The organism is Serratia sp. SM04 (genome assembly GCF_040280225.1).
In the GTDB taxonomy this organism is placed as follows: domain Bacteria; phylum Pseudomonadota; class Gammaproteobacteria; order Enterobacterales; family Enterobacteriaceae; genus Serratia; species Serratia sarumanii.
Genome location: NZ_JBEOQT010000001.1, coordinates 365,496 through 391,565, shown reverse-complemented (window position 1 = coordinate 391,565; position 26,070 = coordinate 365,496). Strand labels below are relative to the sequence as shown.

Below are 26,070 nucleotides of genomic sequence, written 5' to 3'. Positions count from 1 at the left end.
GTATTGCCCTGGCCCGTTAGAGCCCAATAAATTCTTCGACTTCGTTTTTAATCAACGTCACGTGCGGCCCATAGACCACCTGTACGCCCTGCCCGCGCACAAAGGCGCCTCGGCTGCCGTGCCGTTTAAAATCCTCTGTTTTGACGCGCTCCGGTTCTTTGACCGTGACGCGTAAGCGGGTGGCGCAACAGTCAACATCGATAATATTCTCCCGCCCCCCCAAGGCCGCGACGATGCCGGCCGCGCGTGGCGTATCATCAATCACTACGGCATCCTCCATCGCTTCATCCTCGCGTCCCGGCGTTTTCAATTGACGCCAACCGATCAGCAAACGGAAGCTGAAGTAATAGAGGCAGAACATCAATGCCCCCAACGGCAGCATCAGCAGCCAGTTGGTTTTCGCGTTGCCTTGCAACACGCCGAACAACAGGAAATCGATCAGGCCGCCGGAAAATGTCTGCCCGACGGTGATTTCCAGCATGTGCGCCAGCATAAAAGCCACGCCGGTCAACACGATGTGCACCCCATACAGCAACGGCGCACAGAACATAAAGGCAAACTCCAGCGGTTCGGTGATGCCGGTGACGAACGCCGTCAGCGCGGCCGACAGCATCAACCCCGCCACCTTTTTGCGGTTCTCCGGTTTGGCGCTGTGATAAATCGCCAACGCCGCGCCGGGCAAGCCGAACATGAAGTCGGCAAACCGGCCTGCCATGAAGCGTGATACGCCGATGTAGTATTGGGTCACGCTGGGATCGGCCAACTGCGCGAAGAAGATTTTCTGAGTGCCCTGCACCATCTGCCCATTGACCATCACCTCACCGCCGACGCTGGTCAGCCAGAACGGCAGGTAAAACAGGTGATGCAAACCAAAAGGGATCAGGCACTTTAAAATCATGCCGTAGAACAACGTGCCGACGTAGCCGGTTTTCTCCACCAGCCAGCCCAAGTGGGTGATACCCTGCTGGATCGGCGGCCAAATAAAGAACAGCAGTACGCCCAAAAAGATGCCGAAAAAAGAGGCGACTATCGGCACGAAGCGCGAGCCGCTGAAGAACGCCAGCAGGTTGGGCAACACCGTTTTTCCGAAGCGATTATGCAGCCAGGCGGTCAATAGCCCGCTTAAAATGCCGCCCAGCACGCCGGTTTGCAGCGTCACAATCCCCAGCACGCTGGCCTGACCGTGGCCGTTCAGGTTTTCCGTCGCCAGCGTCCCCGTCAGTATCAACATGGCGTTGATTGCCTTGTTCATCACCAGGAAGCACAGCACGGCCGCCAATCCCACCGTGCCCTTATCACTGCGCCCCAGCCCGATCGCCACGCCAACGGCGAACAACAGCGGCAAGTTGTCGAATACTGCGCTGCCGCACAGTTTCATCAGCGTGAAAACGGCTTGCAGCAATGTATTCTGTAGAAACGGGTAAGTTTCAATCGTAATCGGGTTGGTAAATACGCCGCCAATCCCCAGCAACAGCCCTGCTGCGGGTAATACGGCGATAGGCAACATGAACGACTTCCCCAGATTCTGTGCTCCAGCGAACATTTTTTTCATCGGTAAGGTCCTGGTGTTGGCTTGAATTTAAAATTTCATTGAATTTTATTTTTATGAAACTATTATTTCTATCATTCTGACGTAAAGTCAATCGATGATGAGCGAACAGTGAGCGGCGTCACGCTCACGACATGCGTTCTCTGTACGACCGAAGCCGGGAGGCGTGATGAAGCGACCTTTTCACCTGATGGCGAAACCCACCAGTTATCAATGCAATCTGGCCTGTGATTACTGTTTTTATCTGGAAAAAGATCAAGGCACGCTGAAACCACAACAGGCTCAGCGACATATGGACGACGAAGTGCTGCGGCTCTACGTACAGCAGTACATAGAAGCCAATCCCGCGCAGGAAATCGAGTTCACCTGGCAAGGTGGAGAACCCACCTTGTCGGGCCTGGCGTTTTTCGAACGCGCGTTGTTCTGGCAACGCCACTACGCGGGTGAAAAAGTGATCCGCAACAGCATCCAGACGAATGGCGTGCTCATTGACGAGGCCTGGGCACAATTTCTTGCCGAACACCGTTTCCTGGTTGGCTTATCGGTCGACGGCCCCGCTCACCTGCACGATCGCCATCGTAAGACGCAGAGCGGCAAGTCGGCGTTCGACAAAGTCATCAATGCGCTGCAATGGCTGCGGCGCTACCAGGTCGAGGTCAATATTTTGTGCGTGGTCACCCCCCAAACGGCCAAGGCGCCGCTGGAGGTCTACCGCTTTATCACGCAAGAATTGGCGGCGGAGTTCGTCCAGTTCATACCGGTCGTCGAGCAACGCTCTGTCAGCCGAAAGTACGGTGAGTTGCTCTATCCACAAACGCTGTCCGGCAACGAGGTCACCGAATGGTCAGTCTCCGGTGAAGAATACGGCCATTTTATCAACACGATTTTTGATTACTGGGTACGGCACGATGTGGGACGGGTTTACGTGCAGCTGTTCGACAACGCGCTGGCCGCATGGCTGGGGGAGAAACCAAGCCTGTGCATCATGCAGCCTACCTGCGGTTTCGGTCTGGTGGTGGAGCAAAACGGGGATATCTACAGCTGCGATCATTACGTCTATCCGGAACATCGTTTAGGGAATCTCAAAACCGACCGTTTGGATAAATTGGTGAATGGCAAACAGCAACGTAAATTCGGCATGATGAAAGCCGCTCTGCCGCCCGCTTGCGAGCAGTGCCCCTGGCGTTTCGCCTGTCATGGCGGCTGCCCGAAGCACCGTATCAGCAGGGTCGACAATCATTGGCACAATCATCTGTGTGCGGGTTACAAAGCCATTTTCAGCCACCTGGATCCTTATATGCGCTTTATGGCGCAGCAAATCGCCCGGCGGCAGCCCCCGGCGAACGTGATGCACGTTGCGGCCAGCATCGCTGCACAACGTTAACGCAGCCTCTCTTACAGCGTCAGCCGCGCAACGAACCCGCCCGGCGGGCGATTGGCAAAGCCGATCTGTAAACCATGCAATCCGGCGATACGCTGCACGATCGAGAGGCCCAGCCCGCTGCCGGTTTGCTCCTGCCCCGGCGGGCGATAGAAGCGTTCTCCAAGCCGCGCCAGATGCTCCGTGGTGACCCCCGGACCGTCGTCCTCCACCGTCAGCGAGCGTTCGCTCAGCGTCACGGTGACGACGCCGCCCTGCGGGGTATAGCGCACCGCGTTGTCCAGCAAGTTGCGCAATAGCAGCGACAGCAGCAAGGTTTCCCCCTGACGCGGCGGCGGCGTTCCCTGATGTTCATAGCGCAGCGTCACGCCCGCCGCATGGGCCTGCCGATCCTGCTCCGCCAAGGTCATCGTCACCAGTTCGTTCCAGTCGATCGGCGCCAGTTCGGCCAGATCCGACAGCGAATCCAGCCGCGACAGCGTCAGCAGCTGATCCACCAGCCGGGTGGCGCGATCGATGCCGAGCGTCAGATTGTCCAGCGCGTGCTCGCGCATCGGCGCATCGTCCCCCGCCAGCTGCACCACTTCGGTCTGCACCCGCAGCGCCGCCAGCGGGCTGCGCAACTCGTGCGCGGCATCGGAGGTGAAACGCCGCTCCCGCACCAGCAACGCGTTGATGCGAGCGAACAGCGCATTGAGCGCATCCACCAGCGGACGCACCTCGGTCGGCACCTGGCGCGCGTCCAACGGCGTCGCGTCATCGGGCGCGCGCCGGCGCAAACCGGCCGCCACCGCGCGCAGCGGCCGCAGCTCGCGCCCGACCATCAGCGCGATCAGCAGCATCAGCACCGGCAGCGTCGCCAGCCAGGGCACCAGCTGGCCGGTCACCATGCCCAGCGCCATATCGCGCCGGTAATCCCACTCCTGGCCGACCACGATGCGATAGCGCCCATCCGGGCTGGTCAGCCACAGCAGGCGCCAGCTGTCGTCATCGCCTTTGCGCTCGCCGTCGGTAAAACCTTCACGCTCCCCGTCAAACAGGAAATCGGCGCCATTCTCGCCGTCGTTGAGCAGCATCTTGCCTTGGCGATCGAAGATGGCGAACGCCAGCGCGTCGTCGTCCTGATCGCCACGCTTGCCATGATGCACCAGCTTCTTGGTTTTCGGCAGGCTGCGCGCGCTTTCATCGGCCAGCAGATCGCCGAGGTTGGCGGTCGCCAGCCGTTTGGCGAACAGCATCTGCTGGGTGTCGAACACTTCATTGATGGTGTTGCGCGACATCACCCAGGCCACCACGCTGGCGGTGCACCAGGTCATCAGCGCCAACAGGCTGAAGATCAGGATCAGACGCAGCCGCAGGCTGAGACGCTTCACGGCGCATCCCCCAGCGTGTAACCCACGCCGTGAATGGTGCGGATGAAGCCGTTGCCCAGCTTGCGCCGCAGGTGGTGAATATGCACCTCCACCGCGTTGCTGCTCACCTCGTCGTCCCAGTTGTACAGCTTCTCCTGAATCAAAGGCCGCGCCAGCACCCGCCCCTTATTGTGCAGAAACAGCTCCAGCACCGCCAACTCGCGCGGCGTCAGCGTCACCGGCTCGCCGTTGCAGCTCACGCTGCGGGTGGCGCTGTCAAACACCACGTTGCCGTGCGTCAGCTGCGGCATCAGTTGGCCGTGGCGACGGCGGATCAGCGCCTGCAGGCGCGCGGCCACTTCGGCCAGCGCGAACGGCTTGCACAGATAATCGTCGGCGCCGCTTTGCAGCCCGCTGACCCGCTGCTCCAGCGCATCGCGGGCGGTGAGGATCAGCACCGGCACGTCCTGCCCGGCCTGGCGCCACTGGCGCAGCAGATCCAGGCCGTCGAGGCCCGGCAGGCTGAGATCGAGGATCACCGCGTCGTACGGCGCACTGTCCAGCGCATTTTTGCCGACGGCGCCGTCGGTGAACCAGTCCAGATTGAAGCCGAGTTTGGTCAGCCCGGCCTTGATGCCGTCCCCGATCAGTTTGTCATCTTCGATCAGCAGAATTCGCATGAGTATCCCTTTTCAGTCATTGCGCCATTGCACCACAAGGTTCTTAAGAACCGCTTAAGCATGGCGATCCGCGCTACCCACCCCGATCGGGTTACAGTAGAATGGCTGCACTTTTTTGCAGCCTGGGCCTGCGCAAGCCGCACGGCCCGTTTCAGGAGACGTTGTGATGAAACCCACCACCGTGACCCACTTGCGCCAGTGGAAACAGGAGCAACGCAAGTTTGCTACCCTTACCGCCTACGATGCCAGCTTTGCCAAACTGTTTGAAGAGCAAGGCATCAAAGTCCTGTTGGTGGGCGATTCGCTGGGCATGACGCTGCAGGGCCACGACTCCACGCTGCCGGTCACCGTCGCCGACGTAGCCTACCACACGCGCGCCGTGCGCCGCGGCGCGCCGGCCTGCCTACTGCTGGCCGATCTGCCGTTCATGAGTTACGCCACCCCGGAACAGACCTTCGCCAACGCCGCCGAGCTGATGCGCGCCGGCGCCAACATGGTGAAACTGGAAGGCGGCAGTTGGCTGTGCGACACGGTGAAAATGCTTGCCGAGCGCGCGGTGCCGGTGTGCGGCCACCTGGGCCTGACGCCGCAGTCGGTCAACGTGTTCGGCGGCTATAAGGTGCAAGGGCGCGACGAACTGGCCGCCAAACAGCTGCTGCAGGACGCGCAGAATCTGGAGCTGGCCGGCATTCAGCTGCTGGTGCTGGAATGTGTGCCGACCGAGCTGGCGCGCCAGATCACCGAAGCGCTGTCCATTCCGGTCATCGGCATCGGCGCCGGCAACGGCACCGACGGCCAGATCCTGGTGATGCACGACGCCTTCGGCATTACCGGCGGCCACACGCCGAAGTTCGCCAAGAACTTCCTGGCGCAGAGCGGCGATATCCGCACGGCGGTGCAGCACTACATTCAGGAAGTGGAACAAGGCCTCTACCCGGCGGCTGAACACTCTTTTAACTAAGCGATGGTTCCAGGAGTCACCCAATGATTATTATCGAAACCCTGCCGATGCTGCGTCAGCAGATCCGCCGCTGGCGCCAGGAAGGCAAACGCATCGCGCTGGTGCCGACCATGGGCAACCTGCACGACGGCCATATGACGCTGGTCGATGAAGCGCGCGCCCGCGCCGACGTGGTGGTGGTGAGCATCTTCGTCAACCCGATGCAGTTCGATCGGCCGGACGATCTGGCGCGCTACCCGCGCACGCTGCAGGAAGACAGCGAGAAGCTGACCCGCCGCGGCGTCGATCTGGTGTTCGCGCCGGCCCCGGCCGCGGTCTATCCGCAGGGGCTGGAGCAGCAGACCTACGTCGACGTGCCGGGCATCGCCACCATCCTGGAAGGCGCAAGCCGGCCGGGCCACTTCCGCGGCGTTTCCACCATCGTCAGCAAGCTGTTCAACCTGGTGCAGCCTGACTTGGCCTGCTTCGGCGAGAAAGATTACCAACAGCTGGCGCTGATCCGCAAAATGGTGGCGGACATGGGTTACGACATCGACATCGTCGGTGTGCCGACCGTGCGCGCCAAAGACGGCCTGGCCCTCAGCTCGCGCAACGGCTACCTGACCGCCGAAGAGCGCAAGGTCGCGCCGCAGCTGAGCAAGATCATGAATGGGCTGGCGCAACAGTTGGCCAATGGCGAGCGCCATATCGAAACGCTGCTGGAGCAGACCGCCGAGCAGCTGCGCGCCGCCGGCTTTACGCCGGATGAGCTGTTTATTCGCGACGCCGACAGCCTGCAGCCGCTGACGGTGGACAGCCAACGGGCGGTGGTGCTGATGGCCGCCTGGCTGGGCAAGGCGCGTCTTATCGACAACCAGCAGGTCGACCTGACGCTGTAAGCCGTTTTTTATACTGTCGTCACCCTTGGCCGCTGACCATTGGTAGACAATGGCGGAGCAATCGGTGACGATAGAGATTGCAGGGATGCAGGAGAGATGTTCAACCCCAGCGCCTGTGAAGGCCGATATTCAGTTAGGTAAAGCTATGATACGTACTATGCTGCAAGGCAAGCTGCATCGCGTCAAAGTCACTCAGGCTGACTTGCACTATGAAGGGTCCTGCGCCATCGACCAGGATTTCCTGGAGGCCGCCGGCATTCTGGAATATGAAGCGATCGATATTTACAACGTGGATAACGGCCAGCGCTTCTCCACCTACGCCATCGCCGCCGAGCGCGGTTCGCGCATCATTTCGGTTAACGGCGCCGCCGCGCGCTGCGCCTGCGTGGGCGACAAACTGATCATCTGCTCCTATGTGCAAATGACCGACGCCGACGCCCGCCAACACCACCCGAAAGTCGCCTATTTCGAAGGTGACAACAACCTGCAGCGCAAGGCGAAAGCCGTGCCGGTTCAGGTCGCCTGACACTAAAACGGGCGCCTTGCGCGCCCGTTCTTCCTTACTGCACCACCACCGTGCCCGGCTTGTTGGCTATCCGATCCGCCATGGTCTGGATCGAGTCGGTGCGCAGAATATACAGCCGCTTCAGCGTATAGGGGTTATCCCCCGGCTTCACCTTGCCCTGCACCGTGGTCACCGCCAGATGGAAACCGGCGTCCTGCGCCGCCTGGATCGCCCGCTGGTTATAGCCGCCGAACGGGTAGGACAGATACAGCACGTGCGGGTTGAACTGCGACAGCGCGCGGCGCGAGCGCTCAAAATCGAACTCGATATTGTGCAGCGAACGGCTCAGCAAAATCGGCTGGCGATTGCCGTCGGTGCGGTGCAGGAAGTGAGTGTGCGACTGCACGTCGAACACGTCCTGAATCTGCTTCAGCTCCGAGACGCTCATAAACTGCAGCGAGTCCGGGTTCCATTTCTGCGGGTGGCGTTTGATGCGCGAAGAGATGATGAACGCCGTGGCGCGGAAACCGTAATCCTTCAGCACCGGGTAAGCGTAGCGATAAACCGATTTCAGCCCGTCGTCGAAGGTCAACACGATCGCCTTGCCCGGCAGGTTGATCTGGTTCTTCAGGTAGGCTTCCAGCTGATACAGCGAAATGGTGTCGTAGCCCGCCTGCTTCAGGTAGGTCATCTGGTTGCTGAACGCCACGTCTGAGGTGGTGGTCGAGGTGTGGCGGAAGCGCTTGTTCTCTTCGTTTTTCAGCAGGTGATGATAGGTCAGCACCGGTATGCCGCTATCGATCTCGCAGTCCAGCTCATTGACAAACCCCAGCCGCTCGCCGATGTTGACCTCGTACCAGGTGTTGTTCAGGCGATCCTTCAGCTTGCCGATGATCGGATAGCGCAGGTTGCCTTCCAGCGTGCCCAAGACCTCGCTGTCCTTGTCCGCCGCGGTATAAACGTCGATCGTTTTTTGGGTAATCAGATTCTGGTTGGTCAGCGGTTTATTCAGCTCGCCCAGATCGTCTTGTACCTTGCGCGACTTCTTCAGTTCGCGCACGTCATCTTTATCGATAAAGCCGGTGCCGTGCCCGAATTTGAATTCGTAGTATTCCGCATCCGCCGGGAACACCTGGATCAGCTGCCCGCGCTTCACTTCTCCTACCGGGATCACATGCTCGCCCACCAACGCATAGACTTCGCTATCGCGCTGCGCTTCCATGTATTCAGATTTAACCGCGCCGTCTTCCGACAGCAGATTCGCCAGGCTCACAGGGGAAACCAACGACATCAGAATGCCGAGGAAACCAGCCGCTAACGTGTATTGAGGCCGCATGATGATGTTCTACTTACGAGTGCGTAATGACTAAAGTGAAGGAAATGTGGAGCGCCAGCATAGCACGATTTGAACAACGGGGAACTAGCGGTTATTTGAGCAATTCTATTGATTTACGCGCCGCCTGCGCCAAATCAAGAAAAGCGCCCCCGCCGGAAAAGCGGGGGCGCGATACCATCAGCTGCGCAGGCCGCGGCCGCGCTCGATCAGGTACCAGGAAAGCAGGTAAAACACCGCGATAAACGCCAGCAGCACCGCCATGGTGAACGCCAGCGGCACGTCGTTGATGCCGAGGAAACCGTAGCGGAAACCGCTGATCATATAGACGATGGGGTTCAGCTTGGACACCGCCTGCCAGAATGGCGGCAGCAGCGACAGCGAGTAGAACACCCCGCCCAGGTAGGTCAGCGGCGTCAGCACGAAGGTCGGGATCAGGCTGATATCGTCGAAGGTGGTGGCGAACACCGCATTGATCAGCCCCGCCAGCGAGAACAGGATCGCCGTCAGCAGCAGCGTCAGCGCAATCACCCACCAGGCGTGCACCTGCAGCGGCACAAAGAACAGCGAGATGATGGTCACCAGCACGCCGACACAGATGCCTCGCGCCACGCCGCCGCCGACATAGCCGGCGATCACCACGTGGGTCGGCACCGGCGCCACCAGCAGTTCCTCAATGTTGCGCTGGAATTTGGCGCTGAAGAACGACGAGGCGACGTTGGCATAGGAGTTGGTGATCACCGCCATCATGATAAGGCCGGGCACGATGAACTGCATGTAGCTGAAGCCGTGCATATCGCCGATGCGCGAGCCGATCAGATTGCCGAAGATGATGAAGTACAGCGTCATGGTGATCACCGGCGGCACCAGGGTCTGGATCCAGATGCGCGCGAACCGGTTCACCTCTTTGGCCCAGATGCTCTGCAAGGCCACCCAATACAAACGCGTCATGCTTTTTCTCCATTGCCGTTAACCAGGGTGACAAACAGTTCTTCCAGGCGGTTCGCCTTGTTGCGCATGCTCAGCACCTGCACGCCCTGCGCGCTCAGTTGGGTGAACAGGCCGTTCAGCCCCTGCTCGCGCATCACTTCCACTTCCAGCGTCGAGGTATCCGTCAGGCGGCTGTGGTAACCGTCCAGCTTCGGCAACGGGCTCTTCGCCGCCAAATCGAGGATGAAGGTTTCCGACTTCAGCTTGGCCAGCAGCCCCTTCATCGAGGTGTTTTCCACCAGCTCCCCGTTCTGGATGATGCCGATGTTGCGGCACAGCATCTCCGCCTCTTCCAGATAGTGGGTGGTGAGGATGATGGTGGTGCCCTGGGCGTTCAGCTCTTTCAGGAAGCCCCACATCGAGCGACGCAGCTCGATATCCACCCCGGCGGTCGGCTCATCGAGGATCAGCAGCTTCGGCTGATGCATCAACGCGCGGGCGATCATCAGGCGGCGCTTCATGCCGCCGGACAGCATGCGGGCGCGCTCGTTGCGCTTGCCCCACAGATCCAGCTGATTGAGGTATTTTTCGGCGCGCGCCATCGCTTCACGCCGCGTGACGCCGTAGTAACCCGCCTGGTTCACCACGATCTGCAACACGGTCTCGAACGGGTTGAAGTTGAACTCCTGCGGCACCAGGCCGAGCTGGCGCTTGGCGTTGACGATGTCTTTATCGATGTCGTAACCGAACACCCGCACGCTGCCGGCCGTTTTGTTCACCAGCGAGCTGATGATGCCGATGGTGGTGGATTTTCCGGCGCCGTTTGGCCCCAGCAGGGCATAAAAATCCCCCGCTTCGACGCTCAGGTCGATACCGCGCAGCGCCTTGACGCCACCGGCGTAAGTCTTGGTCAGCTGCGCTAATTCCAGTGCATAATTCATATGTAAAATAGTACCTTATGACGATGAGTATGCCGCCGCGCCCCCTGTTTGCGAGGCTTGAAACACTAACGATAATCCTAGCATCGGCGACGTTTTCACTGAGTCGAATCCGTGCGGAAAATGAGGCTGCACCACTGTTCCGATTTCCAAAGTGTGACGCTTACCCTATATTACCCCAACGCAATCTGTCCGTTACGGGTCAATCACCTCCATGAAAGAAATCGAAGAGCTTATCGCCAACAACCAGGCCTGGTCGGCCAACATCAGCCAGGAAGACCCGGAATTTTTTGAACGTTTAGCCCAGGCGCAAAAGCCCCGCTTCTTATGGATTGGTTGCTCTGACAGCCGCGTTCCCGCAGAACGCCTGACCGGCCTCGAGCCGGGTGAACTGTTCGTCCATCGCAACGTGGCGAACCTCGTTATCCACACCGATCTTAACTGCCTGTCGGTGGTGCAGTATGCGGTAGATGTGCTGGAAGTCGAACACATCATCATTTGCGGCCATCTGGGCTGCGGTGGCGTGCAGGCGGCGGTGGAAAACCCGGAGCTGGGGTTGATCGACAACTGGCTGCTGCACATTCGCGATCTGTGGTACAAGCACAGCTCGCTGCTGGGCGAGCTGCCGCCGGAGCAGCGTTTCGACATGCTGTGCGAGATCAACGTCATTGAGCAGGTATACAACCTGGGCCACTCCACCATCATGCAGTCCGCGTGGAAGCGCGGCCAGAAGGTGATGATCCACGGTTGGGTGTACGGCATTCAGGACGGCCGCCTGCGCGATATGGAAGTGCTGGCGACCAGCCGCGAGAGCCTGGAGATGGGCTACCGCAAAGCGATAGCCAAACTGAAGCAGGATAAAGGCATATAACCCCGCCGCGGGCGCGGCTGGCCGCGCCCCACATCAATTACTCGTCCAGCAGCACCACTTTGCCGACGTACGGCAGGTGACGGTAGCGCTGAGCGTAGTCGATACCATACCCCACCACGAACTCATCCGGGATCGAGAAGCCGACATATTCGACCGGCACCTGCACTTCACGGCGCTCAGGCTTGTCCAGCAAGGTGCAAATCGCCAGCGATTTCGGCCCGCGCAGCGCCAAAATCTCGCGCACTTTGTTCAGCGTGTTGCCGGAATCGATGATGTCTTCCACGATCAGCACGTCTTTGCCGCGAATGTCTTCGTCCAGATCCTTGAGGATCTTCACGTCGCGGGTGGTGGACATGCCGCTGCCGTAGCTGGAGGCGGTCATAAAGTCGACTTCGTGCGGCACGTCGATGGCGCGGCAGAGATCGGCCATGAACATGAAGGAGCCGCGCAGCAGCCCGACCAGCACCATGTCGCTGCCGCTGTCGCGGTAATGTTCGGTGATCTGGCGGCCAAGTTCGGCGATACGGGTCTTAACTTCCTGCTCGGAAATCATTACGTCTACAGTGTGTTTCATAGTATTCAGGTCAGTTGCCGGAAGAAAGGCGCAGAGTTTAGCATAGCCTTTCGCCGGTGGCGACGCGAGCGCGCCGCCACCTGAGCGACGGGCCGCGATCATTCGCCGACGGTGAAGCCCATCATCATGCCGGTATCTTCGTGCTCCAGCAGGTGGCAGTGGGCCATGTACGCATGTTCGCTGCTGGCCGGATGGTCGAAGCGCACCAGCACTTCGCTGCGCCACCCTTCGACGCGCACCGTGTCCTTCCAGCCGCTGCGATGCGCCGCCGGCGGTTTGCCATTTTCCGACAGGATACGGAACTGGGTACCGTGAATATGGAACGGGTGCAACATCATGTCGCCCTCGCCGGAAATGGTCCACTTCTCATACTGGCCCCGTTTGGCGGCGAACATCGGCTTGGTCATGTCGAAGGCCTTGCCGTTGATCATGTTGCCGTGGCTGAAGTCGAACGGTTTGGCTTTACCCTGCGCGCCGCCGTGATCCATCCCGGCCATCTTGCCATGATCCATGCCCTTCATGTTGCCATGGTCCATGCCCTGCATGCCGCCCTTTTCCATGCCTTTCATGTTGCCGTGGTCCATACCTTTCATGTCTCCACCGCCCATCGCGCCATGATTCATGCTCATGCCGGCCATCGCCTGGTGACCATAACGATCCATCAGCGCCTGCATGCCGAGCATATCCAGCTGCGGATCCATCATCAGCTGCAGCCAACGCTCCTGGATACCGGTGATAGCGGGTAATGTCGGCAGCTTCACCAGGCTGTCCGGCATGGTTTTGATGCCCTGCGCCAGCGACGGCTGAATGCGCAACACCGGCAGCGGTTGATCGAACGGCGCCAGCGTCATACCCATCTGCTTCACCGGCAGCGTCACGATGTCGAACGCTTTCCCGTCGGAGGCATCCACCAGCACTTCAAAACGTTCGCCCATCAGCATCGGCAGCTCGGTCAGTTTCACCGGCTCCGCCAGGAAACCGCCGTCGCTGGCGATGACATACAGCGGACGGTTGTCACTGGCCGCCAGATTCAGCGAGCGGGCGTTGCAGCCGTTGAGGAAGCGCAGACGCAGCCAGCCGCGCGGCGCCAAATGTTGCGGATACTGCGCGCCGTTGGTGAACATGCGATCGCCAAACCAGCCCACCGCCGCGCTCATCACGTCCAGGCGGTATTCGATTTGCGCGTCTTTGCCCAACCGCTTATCTTGCAGGATCACCGGAATATCATCCTGCCCCCAGGTTTTCGGCAGCGGCAGTTTGGCGCTCTCCTCATCTTCCAGCAGCACCAGCCCCGCCAGCCCCATCATCACCTGGCTGCCGGTTTTACCGTGGGTATGCGGGTGGAACCAGCAGGTGGCCGCCGGTTGATCGACAGTGAAATTCACCGTGCGCATCGCGCCGGGATGAATCAATGCCTGCGGGCCGCCATCGACGTCGCCGGGAATTTCCAGGCCGTGCCAGTGGACGGTGCTGGCCTCCGCCAGGCCGTTTTTGATATCGACCGTCACCGGCTGGCCACGCTGCAGCTTCACCGCCGGCCCGAGCAGCGCGCCGTTGAATCCCCAGGTTTTGGTGGCGGCGCCGGGCAACCAGCGGGTTTCCCCCGCCTGCAGCGCCAGCGCAATTTTTCCCTGCGCGTCCGGCGTCAACAACGGCGGCACCGGCAGGGCCGGCCGATCGGCCGCCCAGGCGGCCCGGCTCCATAACGGCAATGTGCTCGCAGCGCCCAGTGCGGCGGTTAATTTAATAAAATCACGGCGTAACATCGCTGACTCCCTTTTCTCAGTGACATAACTCAATGCCGCCAGCCTAAACCTTCCCCCTGGCGGAAGGTCAAGCCTTTCCTGGCGGTATTTTAAGCTATGCCTCACAATCAAGAGAATATGGCTGGCAAACGCAACGCCGGCCCGGCAGCAATAAAATTTGGTGCCTTTACAGGCAAGTGTGGTAACGTCAGCAAACGACAAACAGGCCTATTTCATGATGAAAAAAACAACGTTATCGATGCTGTTGCTGGCGATGCTGGGCTTCTCCAACGCCAGTCTGGCGCTGAATGAATCCGAGGCGGAAGATCTGGCCGATCTGACGGCGGTATTTATTTATTTGAAAAATGATTGCGGCTACAACGATTTGCCAAACGCGCAAATCAAACGCGCCATCGTCTATTTCGCGCAACAAAACCGCTGGGATTTGAGCAACTACAACAGCTTCAATATGAAGGCGCTGGGCGAAGACAGCTATCGCGATCTTAGCGGCATCGCCATTCCAACGCCCAAGAAGTGCAAATCGCTGGCGCGCGATTCTTTGAGCCTGCTGGCCTACGCAAACTAATTCCTTCCCCTTTCCCGCCCGCCTAACGCTCTCTCTGTCTGAAATTCAACCGTGCATCGCCAGGCAGAGTTAGCTATGATGTTGCGCCGATTTTTCATGGCTGTTATTACGGAGTTTCCCGCACATGACCCAGAAAGAAATTTGGTACGAAACGCTGCATACGGGCTTCGGCCAGTATTTCTCGGTAGAGAAGGTGCTGTACCGCGAGAAGACCGATCACCAGGATCTGGTGATCTTCGAGAACCCGGTGCTGGGGCGCGTGATGGCGCTCGACGGCGTGGTGCAAACCACCGAGCGTGACGAGTTCATCTATCACGAAATGCTGACCCACGTGCCGCTGCTGGCGCACGGCGCGGCGAAGAAAGTGCTGATCATCGGCGGCGGCGACGGCGGCATGCTGCGCGAAGTCAGCCGGCACCCTGGCGTGGAGCAGATCACCATGGTCGAGATCGACGCCGGTGTCGTCGAGTTCTGCCGCCAGTACCTGCCCAACCACAGCGCCGGCGCCTATGACGATCCGCGCTTCAAGCTGGTGATCGACGACGGCGTCAACTTCGTGAACCAAACCGACGAAACCTTCGATGTGATCATCTCCGACTGCACCGATCCGATCGGCCCCGGCGAAAGCCTGTTCACTTCGGCGTTTTATGAAGGCTGCGCCCGCTGCCTGAATGAGGGCGGCATTTTCGTCGCGCAGAACGGCGTCTGCTTCCTGCAACAGGACGAGGCGGTCAACAGCCACGCCAAACTGAGCCGCTACTTTACCGACGTCAGCTTCTATCAGGCGGCGATCCCGACCTATTACGGCGGCATCATGACCTTTGCCTGGGCGAGCCAGAACCCGGCGCTGCGCCAGCGCGATCTGCCTACTCTGCAACAGCGCTTTAACCAAAGCGGCCTACACTGTCGTTATTACAACCCGGCAATTCACGTCGGCAGTTTTGCCCTGCCGCAATATTTGCTCAATGCCCTGAACGTAACACGTTAAGCGAGAAGATAAAGGAGGTGGCCCAAATTGCATAAGCTAAAACTGCACGGCTTCAACAACCTGACCAAGAGCCTGAGTTTTTGTATTTACGATATTTGTTACGCCAAGACCGCGGACGACCGCGACGGCTATATCGCCTACATTGACGAACAATATAACGCCAACCGGCTGACCGAGATCCTGAGCGAAACCTGCTCGATCATCGGCGCCAATATTCTGAACATCGCGCGTCAGGACTACGAGCCGCAGGGCGCCAGCGTCACCATCCTGGTCAGCGAAGAGCCGATCGATCCGAAAGACGTCGATACGTCGGAGCATCCTGGCCCGCTGCCGAACACGGTCGTTGCGCACCTGGACAAGAGCCATATCTGCGTACACACCTACCCGGAAAGCCATCCGGAAGGCGGGCTATGCACCTTCCGCGCCGATATCGAGGTTTCGACCTGCGGCGTCATTTCGCCCCTCAAGGCGCTGAACTACTTAATTCACCAGCTGGAATCCGACATCGTCACCATGGACTATCGCGTGCGCGGTTTTACCCGCGACGTGAACGGCGTGAAACATTACATCGATCATGAGATCAATTCGATCCAGAACTTTATGTCGGAGGACATCAAGGCGCTGTATCACATGATGGACGTGAACGTTTACCAGGAAAATATCTTCCATACCAAGATGTTGCTGAAAGATTTCGATCTGAAGCACTACCTGTTCAACGCGGAACCGGAGGCGCTGAGCGCCGCCGAACGCAAGCAGATCACCGATCTGTTATGGAAAGAGATGCAGGAAATCTATTACGGCCGCAATATTCCGCATCTGTGATGGAAAGGGCGCGGCACGCCGCGCCCTGATGCTTAGTATTTCAGCATGAAAGAACGATAGGCCTTCAACACCAGCAGGAAGTCCTCAACGCCGCAGAATGAGAGGCTTTCTTCGTCGTAGTAATTCATCCCCTCTTCCATTTCATCGCCCTCGAACTCCAGCTGATTGGCGCGGATCATCACTTCTTCACCATCCATCAGCAGCGTATATTCATGGCCTTCCAGCTGCCATTGACGTTCACTGCCTTTGACCTCGGCCGCACCGGCTTCAATCCGGTCCAGCAGGTTGAAATCGCCTTTGACTTCTTCGTTGATCCAGTGGCCAATCGCTTCATGCCCCATCGAAAATCTGACGATCACCTGACCGGTGACGTCACGCAGAAATTCGTAATCCATAGCATGCCCTCCTGAGCCCTTTTTCTTAGTGTAAACATAAATGGCGGACTAACTCAGTGAGCGCTCGCAAAGTTGGCAACTGAGCAAAATAAAACGGGAGGCCAAGGCCTCCCGTTAAACAGTTGCGCAATATAGCGGCTTACACGGCGGTTTGGAAGATCACGCCGTCGGCTTTTTCGGTGTACTGTCCCAGCTGGTCAAAGTTCAGGTAGCGGTAGGTATCCGCCGCCGTCTTATCGACCTGCGCCATATAGGTCTGGTACTCGTCCGGCGTCGGCAGGCGGCCCAGCAGGGACGCAACCGCAGCCAGTTCGGCTGACGCCAGATAGACGTTGGCGCCGGTGCCCAGACGGTTCGGGAAGTTACGGGTCGAGGTGGAGACCACCGTCGCACCGTCCGCCACGCGCGCCTGGTTGCCCATGCACAGCGAGCAGCCCGGGATCTCGATACGCGCGCCGCTCTTGCCGAACACGCTGTAGTAGCCTTCTTCGGTCAGCTGAGCCGCGTCCATCTTGGTTGGCGGCGCCACCCACAGACGGGTTGGCAGCTGGCCCTTGTGCTGATCCAGCAGCTTGCCGGCCGCGCGGAAGTGGCCGATGTTGGTCATGCAAGACCCGATGAACACTTCATCGATTTTGCTGTTGGCCACGTCGGACAGCAGGCGCGCATCGTCAGGATCGTTCGGTGCGCACAGGATCGGCTCCTTGATCTCGTTCAGATCGATGTCGATCACCGCCGCGTATTCCGCATCCGCATCGCCTTCCAGCAGTTGCGGATCCGCCAGCCATTTTTCCATGCCCTGAATACGGCGCTCCAGCGTACGGCGGTCGCCGTAGCCTTCGGAGATCATCCACTTCAGCAGCACGATGTTGGAGTTCAGGTACTCTTCGATCGGCGCCTTGTCCAGCTTGATGGTACAACCGGCGGCGGAACGTTCGGCGGACGCATCGGTCAGCTCAAACGCCTGCTCGACCTTCAGATCCGGCAGGCCTTCGATCTCCAGGATGCGGCCGGAGAAGATGTTTTTCTTGCCCTTCTTCTCGACGGTCAGCAAGCCTTGCTGGATCGCGTAGTAAGGGATGGCGTGCACCAGATCGCGCAGGGTGATGCCCGGCTGCATTTTGCCTTTGAAGCGCACCAGCACCGACTCAGGCATATCCAGCGGCATTACGCCGGTCGCGGCGGCAAACGCCACCAGGCCGGAACCGGCCGGGAAGGAGATGCCGATCGGGAAGCGGGTGTGGGAATCGCCGCCGGTGCCGACGGTGTCAGGCAGCAGCATGCGGTTCAGCCAGGAGTGGATCACGCCGTCGCCCGGACGCAGCGAGACGCCGCCGCGGTTCATGATGAAGTCAGGCAGCGTGTGGTGCGTGGTCACGTCGACCGGTTTCGGGTACGCGGCGGTGTGGCAGAATGACTGCATGACCAGATCGGCGGAGAAGCCGAGGCAGGCCAGGTCTTTCAGCTCATCGCGGGTCATCGGGCCGGTGGTGTCCTGAGAACCGACGGAGGTCATCTTCGGTTCGCAGTATTCGCCAGGGCGAATGCCGGCGACGCCGCAGGCGCGGCCGACCATTTTCTGCGCCAGCGAGAAGCCTTTGCTGCTGGCGGCGACCGGTTTGGCGATACGGAACACATCGCTGTGCGGCAGACCCAGCGCTTCGCGCGCCTTGGTGGTCAGGCCGCGGCCGATGATCAGCGGGATACGGCCGCCGGCGCGCACTTCATCCAGCAGCACGTCGGTTTTCAGCTCGAAGTTGGCGATCAGCGCGCCGGTTTCGTGGTTGCGCACTTCACCTTTGTATGGGTAAACGTCGATCACGTCGCCCATGTTCAGCTCGGACACGTCCACTTCGATCGGCAAGGCGCCGGCATCTTCCATGGTGTTGAAGAAGATAGGCGCAATCTTGCCGCCCAGCACCACGCCGCCGCCGCGCTTGTTCGGCACGTGCGGGATGTCGTCGCCCATAAACCACAGCACGGAGTTGGTGGCGGATTTACGGGAAGAACCGGTGCCGACCACGTCGCCGACGTAGGCCAGCGGGAAGCCTTTTTTGTTCAGCAGCTCGATCTGTTTGATCGGGCCGACGCTGCCCGGCTGATCCGGCACGATGCCTTCACGTTCGTTTTTCAGCATCGCCAGCGCGTGCAGCGGGATATCCGGGCGCGACCAGGCGTCCGGCGCCGGAGAAAGGTCATCGGTGTTGGTTTCGCCGGTGACTTTGAACACGGTGACGGTGATCTTTTCCGCCAGCTCAGGGCGCGACAGGTACCATTCGGCGTCGGCCCAGGACTGCATGATCTGCTTGGCGTGCGGGTTACCGGCCTTGGCCTTCTCTTCCACGTCGTAGAAGTTGTCGAACATCAGCAGCGTGTGGGACAGCGCTTTCGCGGCGATAGGCGCCAGCGTTTCGTTATCCAGCGCTTCGATCAGCGGGTGAATGTTATAGCCGCCCTGCATGGTGCCTAACAGTTCAATGGCTTTCTCGGGGGTAACCAGGGGGGATGTCGCTTCACCTTTGGCGATGGCCGCCAGGAAACCTGCTTTGACGTAGGCGGCTTCGTCGACGCCCGGTGGAACACGGTTAATCAGCAGGTCTAACAGGAATTCTTCTTCGCCTTTTGGCGGATTCTTCAGTAGTTCGACCAGCGCGGCCATTTGGGTGGCGTCTAGCGGCTTAGGGGCGATGCCCTCAGCAGCACGCTCGGCTACGTGCTTACGGTATTCTTCTAGCACGACGTTCTCCTCGCTCTCATTGTCATTTATTGTGCCTGGCGTATATGCAAACCGGGTTTATACCCTTGGGGTTTCACTCTGTGGCTAGGCGATCGGCCCGTAAAGGCCCCGAAACGGTGATTGGGGCAAACAGACACGGTCAAACAGCGTTACAGCATGAAAGACTGATGGGTAGAGCGCACGGCGATATTGATGCCATCTATCCTGACGGGGCACTGCTGTCGATGTCCTGGACTGTAAGGTACAGTGCCCGGTTCCGCTCAGCCAGCATATCAGGATTTGAAACGGTTGTTAATTCGTTCACATAAAAGCAACATTAAATCTTTGCTGAATCGTTGAGCGCAGCGTAATCGGCTGCCGGACTAGCAGGGTATTATATCCATATAGTTAGAATGGATATAAGCAGGGGGATCGGAATTTGGCGCAGCGGCCACAAAAAAACCGCTTTCTGAGTTTGAGCAAAAAAAAACGGCTCCTTGTCAGGAGCCGCTTGTTAACCGGTCAAACCAGCAGAATTACTTCTTCTTGGCTTTCGGGTTAGGCAGGTCGGTGATGCTGCCTTCGTAGATCTCCGCCGCCAGGCCCACGGATTCGTGCAGGGTCGGGTGAGCGTGGATGGTCAGCGCGATGTCTTCCGCGTCGCAGCCCATCTCGATAGCCAGACCGATTTCACCCAGCAGTTCGCCGCCGTTGGTGCCGACAATCGCGCCACCGATGATGCGGTGAGTTTCTTTGTCGAAGATCAGTTTGGTCATGCCGTCTGCACAGTCGGAAGCGATCGCACGGCCGGAAGCCGCCCACGGGAAGGTGGAGGTTTCGTAGCTGATACCTTTCTCTTTCGCTTCTTTCTCGGTCAGACCCACCCATGCCACTTCCGGCTCGGTGTAAGCGATGGATGGGATCACTTTCGGATCGAAGTAGTGCTTCATGCCGGCGATAACTTCTGCGGCAACGTGGCCTTCGTGCACGCCTTTGTGCGCCAGCATCGGCTGACCGACGATGTCGCCGATAGCGAAGATGTGCGGCACGTTGGTGCGCAGCTGTTTGTCGACGTTGATGAAGCCACGCTCGTCAACTTCAACACCGGCTTTGCCGGCATCCAGCAGTTTGCCGTTCGGCACGCGGCCGATCGCCACCAGCACCGCGTCGTAACGCTGTGGTTCTGCCGGCGCTTTTTTACCTTCCATCGTGACGTAGATGCCGTCTTCTTTGGCTTCTACCGCGGTCACTTTGGTTTCCAGCATCAGGTTGAACTGCTTGCTGATACGTTTGGTGAAGACTTTCACCACGTCTTTATCTGCCGCCGGGATAACCTGATCGAACATCTCAACGACGTCGATCTGTGAACCCAGCGCATGGTATACGGTGCCCATTTCCAGGCCGATGATGCCGCCGCCCATAACCAGCAGACGCTCTGGGACGGTTTTCAGCTCCAGCGCATCGGTGGAATCCCACACGCGTGGATCTTCATGAGGAATGAATGGCAGTTGGATCGGACGAGAACCTGCAGCGATGATGGCGTTGTCGAAGTTGATGGTGGTTGGGCCGTTTTCGCCTTCAACAACCAGGGTGTTAGCGCCGGTGAACTTGCCCAGGCCGTTGACCACTTTCACTTTACGGCCTTTCGCCATGCCAGCCAGACCGCCGGTCAGCTGAGTGATGACTTTTTCTTTCCAGACGCGCACTTTGTCGATGTCGGTTTTCGGCTCGCCGAAAACGATGCCGTGTTCGGCCAGCGCTTTGGCTTCTTCGATCACTTTGGCAACGTGCAGCAGTGCTTTGGAAGGGATACATCCCACGTTCAGGCAAACCCCGCCCAGAGTGGAATAACGTTCAACCAGAACGGTTTCAAGACCTAAGTCAGCGCAACGAAAGGCTGCAGAGTAACCTGCCGGGCCCGCCCCAAGTACCACGACCTGAGTTTTAATTTCAGTACTCATCATGACCTCTTAATTGATTGTCCGGCGGGTCAGACGTCATTTTTATTGCTAATCGATCTCATAACGCCCTTCATCCACCGGGACGCTTACACCGCGAGCAGTTTACAGAATTGTTAATAATCTGCAAAGCGTGTTCGAGTGACCCGTGTCTCAACAATTTTGTCGAGTTATGCAAAATCCGACAAAACTGCTACAGAATCGTCAGGGGCGCAGCATGCTGCGCCCCTTTTGCATTACATCACCAGACGGCGAATGTCGGACAACATGTTGTTGATGATGGTGATGAAGCGCGCACCATCGGCACCGTCGATAACGCGGTGGTCGAAGGACAGCGACATCGGCATCATCAGGCGCGGCATGAACTCTTTACCGTTCCAGACCGGCTCCATCGCAGACTTGGAGACGCCCAGGATAGCCACTTCCGGCGCGTTGACGATCGGCGCGAAGTGAGTCGTCCCGATGCCACCCAGGCTGGAGATGGTGAAGCAGCCGCCCTGCATCTCGCCCGCGGTCAGCTTGCCGTCGCGCGCTTTCTTGGAGATGGTCATCAGTTCGCGAGACAGCTCGGTGATGCTCTTCTTGTTCACGTCCTTGAACACCGGAACCACCAGGCCGTTCGGGGTATCTACCGCCACGCCGATGTTGATGTATTTCTTCAGCGTCAGCTTCTGACCGTCTTCGGACAGCGAGCTGTTGAAGCGCGGCATCTGCTCCAGAGCGGCAGCAACGGCTTTCATGATGAACACGACAGGCGTGAACTTCACGTCCAGCTTGCGCTTGGCCGCTTCTTCGTTCTGCTGTTTGCGGAACGCTTCCAGATCGGTGATGTCGGTTTTGTCGAAGTGAGTCACGTGCGGGATCATCACCCAGTTGCGGCTCAGGTTCGCGCCAGAGATCTTCTGGATGCGGCCCATTTCGACTTCTTCGATCTCGCCGAACTTGCTGAAGTCCACTTTCGGCCATGGCAGCATGCCTGGCAGACCGCCGCCGGCAGCGGCCGGGGCCGCTTCAGCGCGTTTCACCGCGTCTTTCACGTAAGCCTGAACGTCTTCGCGCAGGATACGGCCTTTACGACCGGTGCCTTTCACTTTCGCCAGGTTAACGCCGAACTCACGCGCCAGACGACGAATGACCGGGGTTGCGTGCACGTATGCCGCGTTCTCGGCGAACTCGCCTTTGTCGTCAGCTTTCGCAGCCGGAGCGGCGGCTTTCGCGGCGGCCGGCGCCGGCGCAGCTTCCGCTTTAGCGGCTGGAGCGGCGGCAGCGGCAGGCGCAGCGCCTTCCACTTCGAACACCATGATCAGGGAGCCGGTTTTCACTTTGTCGCCGGTCGCGATCTTGATCTCTTTCACGGTACCCGCGAACGGTGCAGGCACTTCCATGGAGGCCTTGTCGCCTTCCACGGTAATCAGAGACTGCTCGGCGGCAACCTTGTCGCCCACCTTAACCATCACTTCGGTCACTTCGACTTCGTCGCCGCCGATATCCGGCACGGCGACGTCTTTGGCCGCAGAGGCCGCAGGCGCTGCAGCGGCAGCCGGTGCTTCAGCCGCAGCCGGGGCCGCAGCGGAAGCGGCGCCGGCCACTTCGAACACCATGATCAGGGAACCGGTTTTCACTTTGTCGCCGGTCGCGATCTTGATCTCTTTCACGGTGCCCGCGAACGGCGCAGGGACTTCCATGGAAGCCTTGTCGCCTTCCACGGTGATCAGGGACTGCTCGGCTTCCACCTTGTCGCCCACTTTCACCAGGATCTCGGTCACTTCGACTTCGTCGGCGCCGATGTCCGGCACGGCAACGTCTTTGGCCGCAGCGGCAGCCGGGGCAGCTGCTGCTGCCGCCGGTTTTTCTTCCGCTTTCGCCGCCGGTGCAGCTTCCGCTGCGCCTGCCGCTTCGAAGATCATGATCAGTTTGCCGGTTTCGGTTTTATCGCCGACCGCCACTTTGATCTCTTTCACCACGCCCGCCTGCGGGGATGGCACTTCCATGGAAGCCTTGTCGCCTTCCACGGTGATCAGCGATTGTTCCGCTTCAACTTTATCGCCGACCTTCACCAGAATCTCGGTGATTTCGACTTCATCTGCACCGATGTCCGGTACGTTGATTTCGATAGACATTATTCAGTACCTCTTAGGCCAGACGCGGGTTAACTTTTTCCGGGTTGATGTCGAATTTCTTGATTGCATCGGCAACCACAGAAGCTTCGATCTCACCGCGTTTAGCCAGTTCACCCAGAGCAGCAACCACCACGTAGGATGCATCGACTTCGAAGTGGTGACGCAGGTTTTCGCGGCTGTCCGAACGACCGAAGCCGTCGGTGCCCAGTACGCGATAGTCGCTGGCCGGCACATAAGTACGAACCTGTTCGGCGAACAGTTTCATGTAGTCGGTAGAAGCTACCGCCGGCGCGTCGCTCATCACCTGAGCGATGTAAGGCACGCGTGGCGTTTCGGTTGGGTGCAGCATGTTCCAGCGCTCGCAGTCCTGGCCGTCGCGCGCCAGTTCGGTGAACGAGGTCACGCTGTAGGTGTCGGAACCCACGCCGTAGTCCTTCGCCAGGATCTGCGCAGCTTCGCGCACGTGGCGCAGGATGGCGCCGGAGCCCAGCAGCTGTACCTTGCCTTTGCTGCCTTCCAGCGTTTCCAGCTTGTAGATACCCTTGCGGATACCTTCTTCCGCACCCTGCGGCATCGCAGGCATGTGGTAGTTTTCGTTCAGCGTGGTCAGGTAGTAGTACACGTTTTCCGGGTTGTCGCCATACATGCGCACCAGACCGTCGTGCATGATCACCGCCACTTCGTACGCGTAAGCCGGATCGTAAGAGATGCAGTTAGGGATGGTCAGAGACTGAATGTGGCTGTGGCCATCTTCGTGCTGCAGACCTTCGCCGTTCAGGGTAGTACGGCCCGAGGTCCCGCCGATCAGGAAGCCGCGCGCCTGTTGGTCGCCCGCTGCCCAGCACAGGTCGCCGATACGTTGGAAACCGAACATCGAGTAGTAGATGTAGAACGGAATCATCGGCAGATCGTTGGTGCTGTAGGAAGTCGCTGCGGCCAGCCAGGAAGAGGCTGCGCCCAGTTCGTTGATGCCTTCCTGCAGGATTTGGCCTTTCTCGTCTTCTTTGTAGTAAGCCACCTGTTCACGGTCCTGCGGGGTGTACTGCTGGCCGTTCGGGCTGTAGATACCGATCTGACGGAACAGACCTTCCATACCGAAGGTACGCGCTTCGTCGGCGATGATTGGCACCAGGCGATCTTTGATCGACTTGTTCTTCAGCATCACGTTCAGGGCACGCACGAAGGCGATAGTGGTGGAGATCTCTTTGTTCTGCTCTTCCAGCAGCGAGCTGAAATCTTCCAGCGCCGGCATTTCCAGTTTCTGGGTGAACTCCGGCAGACGCGTCGGCACGTAGCCTTTCAGCGCCTGGCGACGTTCGTGCAGGTATTTGTACTCTTCGGAATCTTTCTCGAAGGTGATGTACGGCAGTTTTTCGATGTCAGCATCGGCAACCGGCACGTTGAAACGATCGCGGAAGTGGTGAACCCCTTCCATGTTCATTTTCTTCACCTGGTGAGCGATGTTTTTACCTTCCGCGGTTTCACCCATGCCGTAACCTTTGATGGTGTGGGCCAGGATAACGGTCGGTTTGCCTTTGGTGTCCTGCGCTTTTTTCAGTGCAGCGAAGATTTTCTTCGGATCGTGACCACCACGGTTCAGCGCCCAGATTTCGTCGTCGGTCATGTCTTTGACCAGCGCCGCGGTTTCCGGGTAACGGCCGAAGAAGTGCTCGCGCACGTAAGCGCCGTCTTTGGATTTGAAGGTCTGGTAGTCGCCGTCCAGGGTCTCGTTCATCAGCTGAACCAGTTTACCGCTGGTGTCTTTACGCAGCAGTTCGTCCCAACGGCCGCCCCAGATCACTTTCAGCACCTGCCAGCCTGCGCCGGAGAAGATGCCTTCCAGTTCGTTGATGATCTTGCCGTTGCCGGTGACCGGGCCGTCCAGGCGCTGCAGGTTGCAGTTGATGACGAACACCAGGTTGTCCAGCTTCTCGCGGGTCGCGATGGTGATGGCGCCTTTGGATTCCGGCTCATCCATCTCGCCGTCGCCCAAGAAGGCGTAAACGGTCTGCTCAGAGGTGTCTTTCAGGCCGCGGTGTTCCAGATATTTCAGGAACTTCGCCTGATAGATGGCGCTGATTGGGCCCAGGCCCATGGATACGGTCGGGAACTGCCAGAATTCCGGCATCAGTTTAGGATGCGGGTAAGAGGACAGGCCTTTACCGTGCACTTCCTGACGGAAGTTGTTCATTTGTTCTTCGGTCAGGCGGCCTTCAAGGAAGGCACGCGCGTAAACGCCCGGAGAAATGTGGCCCTGGAAGTACACCAGGTCGCCGCCGTCTTTCTCGTTGCGTGCGCGGAAGAAGTGGTTAAAGCAGACTTCATAGAAGGTCGCGGAAGACTGGAAGGAAGCCATGTGGCCGCCCAGCTCCAGGTCTTTTTTGGATGCGCGCAGAACGGTCATGACCGCGTTCCAACGGATCGCAGAGCGAATGCGGCGTTCCAGATCCAGGTTGCCTGGGTAGGCCGGTTCGTCTTCTACCGCGATGGTGTTGACGTAGTTGTGCGCTGCAGCACCGGCCGCAACGTTAACGCCGCCTTTGCGGGCTTCTCCCAATACCTGATCAATCAGAAACTGAGCTCGCTCAACACCCTCTTCACGGATGACCGATTCGATCGCCTGCAGCCAGTCGCGGGTTTCGATCGGATCCACGTCATTGTTTAAACGTTCTGACATGGTGGTATTCCTTATCTGTCTAATGGTTTGTTTGGAGCCTGTCTTCCTGTGCTCTGTGCAAAAACACACGAAGACAGGCCCATCAGTTTAGTTGCCGCTTAAGTACTTAAC

At 58.9% G+C, this 26,070-nt stretch carries 21 protein-coding genes; 8 read left to right on the top strand and 13 right to left on the bottom strand.

From position 1 onward, the window contains the following. Positions 1–16: 16 nt before the first annotated feature. Positions 17–1,552, bottom strand: a complete 1,536-nt coding sequence (locus ABTW55_RS01740) for a PTS transporter subunit EIIC (protein ID WP_060423022.1) — start codon at positions 1,550–1,552, stop codon at positions 17–19. Between the two features lie 166 nt (positions 1,553–1,718). On the opposite strand from ABTW55_RS01740, the gene ABTW55_RS01735 reads away from it, so the two are divergent. Next, entirely contained in the window at positions 1,719–2,933 is a 1,215-nt protein-coding gene (locus ABTW55_RS01735) for an anaerobic sulfatase maturase (RefSeq protein WP_060423019.1), read from the top strand. 11 nt (positions 2,934–2,944) lie between these two features. Here ABTW55_RS01735 and qseC read toward each other — a convergent pair whose 3' ends face one another. Next, the gene (qseC, locus tag ABTW55_RS01730) at positions 2,945–4,303 is read right to left on the bottom strand and encodes a quorum sensing histidine kinase QseC (protein ID WP_060423016.1); all 1,359 of its coding nucleotides are present in this window, start codon (positions 4,301–4,303) and stop codon (positions 2,945–2,947) included. Further along, a complete protein-coding gene (gene qseB / locus ABTW55_RS01725) occupies positions 4,300–4,962 on the bottom strand; it encodes a quorum sensing response regulator transcription factor QseB (protein WP_004937550.1) in 663 nt (220 codons plus the stop codon). Before qseB ends, qseC begins: the two co-directional genes overlap by 4 nt. Positions 4,963–5,128: 166 nt before the next feature. On the opposite strand from qseB, the gene panB reads away from it, so the two are divergent. The 3 genes from panB (at position 5,129) to panD (ending at position 7,327) form a co-directional block, all read left to right on the top strand. Further along, positions 5,129–5,923, top strand: coding sequence for a 3-methyl-2-oxobutanoate hydroxymethyltransferase (gene panB, locus ABTW55_RS01720; RefSeq protein ID WP_004937548.1), 795 nt, complete (start codon positions 5,129–5,131; stop codon positions 5,921–5,923). 23 nt (positions 5,924–5,946) lie between these two features. Beyond that, positions 5,947–6,801, top strand: coding sequence for a pantoate--beta-alanine ligase (gene panC, locus ABTW55_RS01715; protein ID WP_060423014.1), 855 nt, complete (start codon positions 5,947–5,949; stop codon positions 6,799–6,801). Positions 6,802–6,946: 145 nt separating this feature from the next. Beyond that, the gene (gene panD, locus ABTW55_RS01710) at positions 6,947–7,327 is read left to right on the top strand and encodes an aspartate 1-decarboxylase (protein WP_004937544.1); all 381 of its coding nucleotides are present in this window, start codon (positions 6,947–6,949) and stop codon (positions 7,325–7,327) included. A gap of 34 nt (positions 7,328–7,361) precedes the next feature. Here the strand turns inward: panD and ABTW55_RS01705 are convergent, their stop codons facing one another. The 3 genes from ABTW55_RS01705 to ABTW55_RS01695 all read right to left on the bottom strand — a co-directional run bounded on the left by ABTW55_RS01705 (position 7,362) and on the right by ABTW55_RS01695 (position 10,510). Further along, the gene (locus tag ABTW55_RS01705; protein WP_033635920.1) at positions 7,362–8,642 is read right to left on the bottom strand and encodes a polysaccharide deacetylase family protein; all 1,281 of its coding nucleotides are present in this window, start codon (positions 8,640–8,642) and stop codon (positions 7,362–7,364) included. Positions 8,643–8,819: 177 nt separating this feature from the next. Then, entirely contained in the window at positions 8,820–9,590 is a 771-nt protein-coding gene (locus tag ABTW55_RS01700; protein ID WP_033635921.1) for an ABC transporter permease, read from the bottom strand. Then, positions 9,587–10,510, bottom strand: a complete 924-nt coding sequence (locus tag ABTW55_RS01695) for an ABC transporter ATP-binding protein (protein ID WP_033635922.1) — start codon at positions 10,508–10,510, stop codon at positions 9,587–9,589. The genes ABTW55_RS01700 and ABTW55_RS01695 overlap by 4 nt, the downstream gene beginning before the upstream one ends. A gap of 211 nt (positions 10,511–10,721) precedes the next feature. On the opposite strand from ABTW55_RS01695, the gene can reads away from it, so the two are divergent. Next, complete coding sequence (gene can, locus ABTW55_RS01690; protein ID WP_033635923.1) at positions 10,722–11,378, top strand: carbonate dehydratase; 657 nt, start codon at positions 10,722–10,724, stop codon at positions 11,376–11,378. A 37-nt stretch (positions 11,379–11,415) separates the two neighbouring features. Here the strand turns inward: can and hpt are convergent, their stop codons facing one another. Next, a complete protein-coding gene (hpt, locus tag ABTW55_RS01685) occupies positions 11,416–11,952 on the bottom strand; it encodes a hypoxanthine phosphoribosyltransferase (RefSeq protein WP_048234659.1) in 537 nt (178 codons plus the stop codon). Positions 11,953–12,050: 98 nt separating this feature from the next. Continuing rightward, on the bottom strand, positions 12,051–13,718 hold the full coding sequence (gene cueO / locus ABTW55_RS01680; RefSeq protein WP_060423009.1) for a multicopper oxidase CueO: 1,668 nt from the start codon (positions 13,716–13,718) through the stop codon (positions 12,051–12,053). Positions 13,719–13,935: 217 nt separating this feature from the next. Between cueO and ABTW55_RS01675 the strand changes: the two genes are divergently transcribed. The 3 genes from ABTW55_RS01675 (at position 13,936) to speD (ending at position 16,093) form a co-directional block, all read left to right on the top strand. Continuing rightward, a complete protein-coding gene (locus tag ABTW55_RS01675; protein WP_004937515.1) occupies positions 13,936–14,283 on the top strand; it encodes a YacC family pilotin-like protein in 348 nt (115 codons plus the stop codon). Positions 14,284–14,407: 124 nt separating this feature from the next. After that, the gene (gene speE, locus ABTW55_RS01670) at positions 14,408–15,271 is read left to right on the top strand and encodes a polyamine aminopropyltransferase (protein ID WP_041036651.1); all 864 of its coding nucleotides are present in this window, start codon (positions 14,408–14,410) and stop codon (positions 15,269–15,271) included. 27 nt (positions 15,272–15,298) lie between these two features. Further along, a complete protein-coding gene (speD, locus tag ABTW55_RS01665) occupies positions 15,299–16,093 on the top strand; it encodes an adenosylmethionine decarboxylase (protein WP_004937510.1) in 795 nt (264 codons plus the stop codon). A 32-nt stretch (positions 16,094–16,125) separates the two neighbouring features. Here speD and yacL read toward each other — a convergent pair whose 3' ends face one another. From yacL to aceE, 5 genes are all read right to left on the bottom strand, one after another. Continuing rightward, entirely contained in the window at positions 16,126–16,488 is a 363-nt protein-coding gene (yacL, locus tag ABTW55_RS01660) for a protein YacL (RefSeq protein ID WP_004937507.1), read from the bottom strand. Between the two features lie 139 nt (positions 16,489–16,627). Next, positions 16,628–19,225, bottom strand: a complete 2,598-nt coding sequence (gene acnB / locus ABTW55_RS01655) for a bifunctional aconitate hydratase 2/2-methylisocitrate dehydratase (protein ID WP_033635927.1) — start codon at positions 19,223–19,225, stop codon at positions 16,628–16,630. A 515-nt stretch (positions 19,226–19,740) separates the two neighbouring features. After that, positions 19,741–21,165: a dihydrolipoyl dehydrogenase gene (gene lpdA / locus ABTW55_RS01650; protein ID WP_004937500.1), complete on the bottom strand. Its 1,425-nt coding sequence runs from the start codon at positions 21,163–21,165 to the stop codon at positions 19,741–19,743. 233 nt (positions 21,166–21,398) lie between these two features. After that, a complete protein-coding gene (gene aceF / locus ABTW55_RS01645; RefSeq protein ID WP_060423006.1) occupies positions 21,399–23,282 on the bottom strand; it encodes a pyruvate dehydrogenase complex dihydrolipoyllysine-residue acetyltransferase in 1,884 nt (627 codons plus the stop codon). Positions 23,283–23,295: 13 nt separating this feature from the next. Further along, positions 23,296–25,959, bottom strand: a complete 2,664-nt coding sequence (gene aceE / locus ABTW55_RS01640) for a pyruvate dehydrogenase (acetyl-transferring), homodimeric type (RefSeq protein WP_060423004.1) — start codon at positions 25,957–25,959, stop codon at positions 23,296–23,298. Positions 25,960–26,070 lie beyond the last annotated feature (111 nt).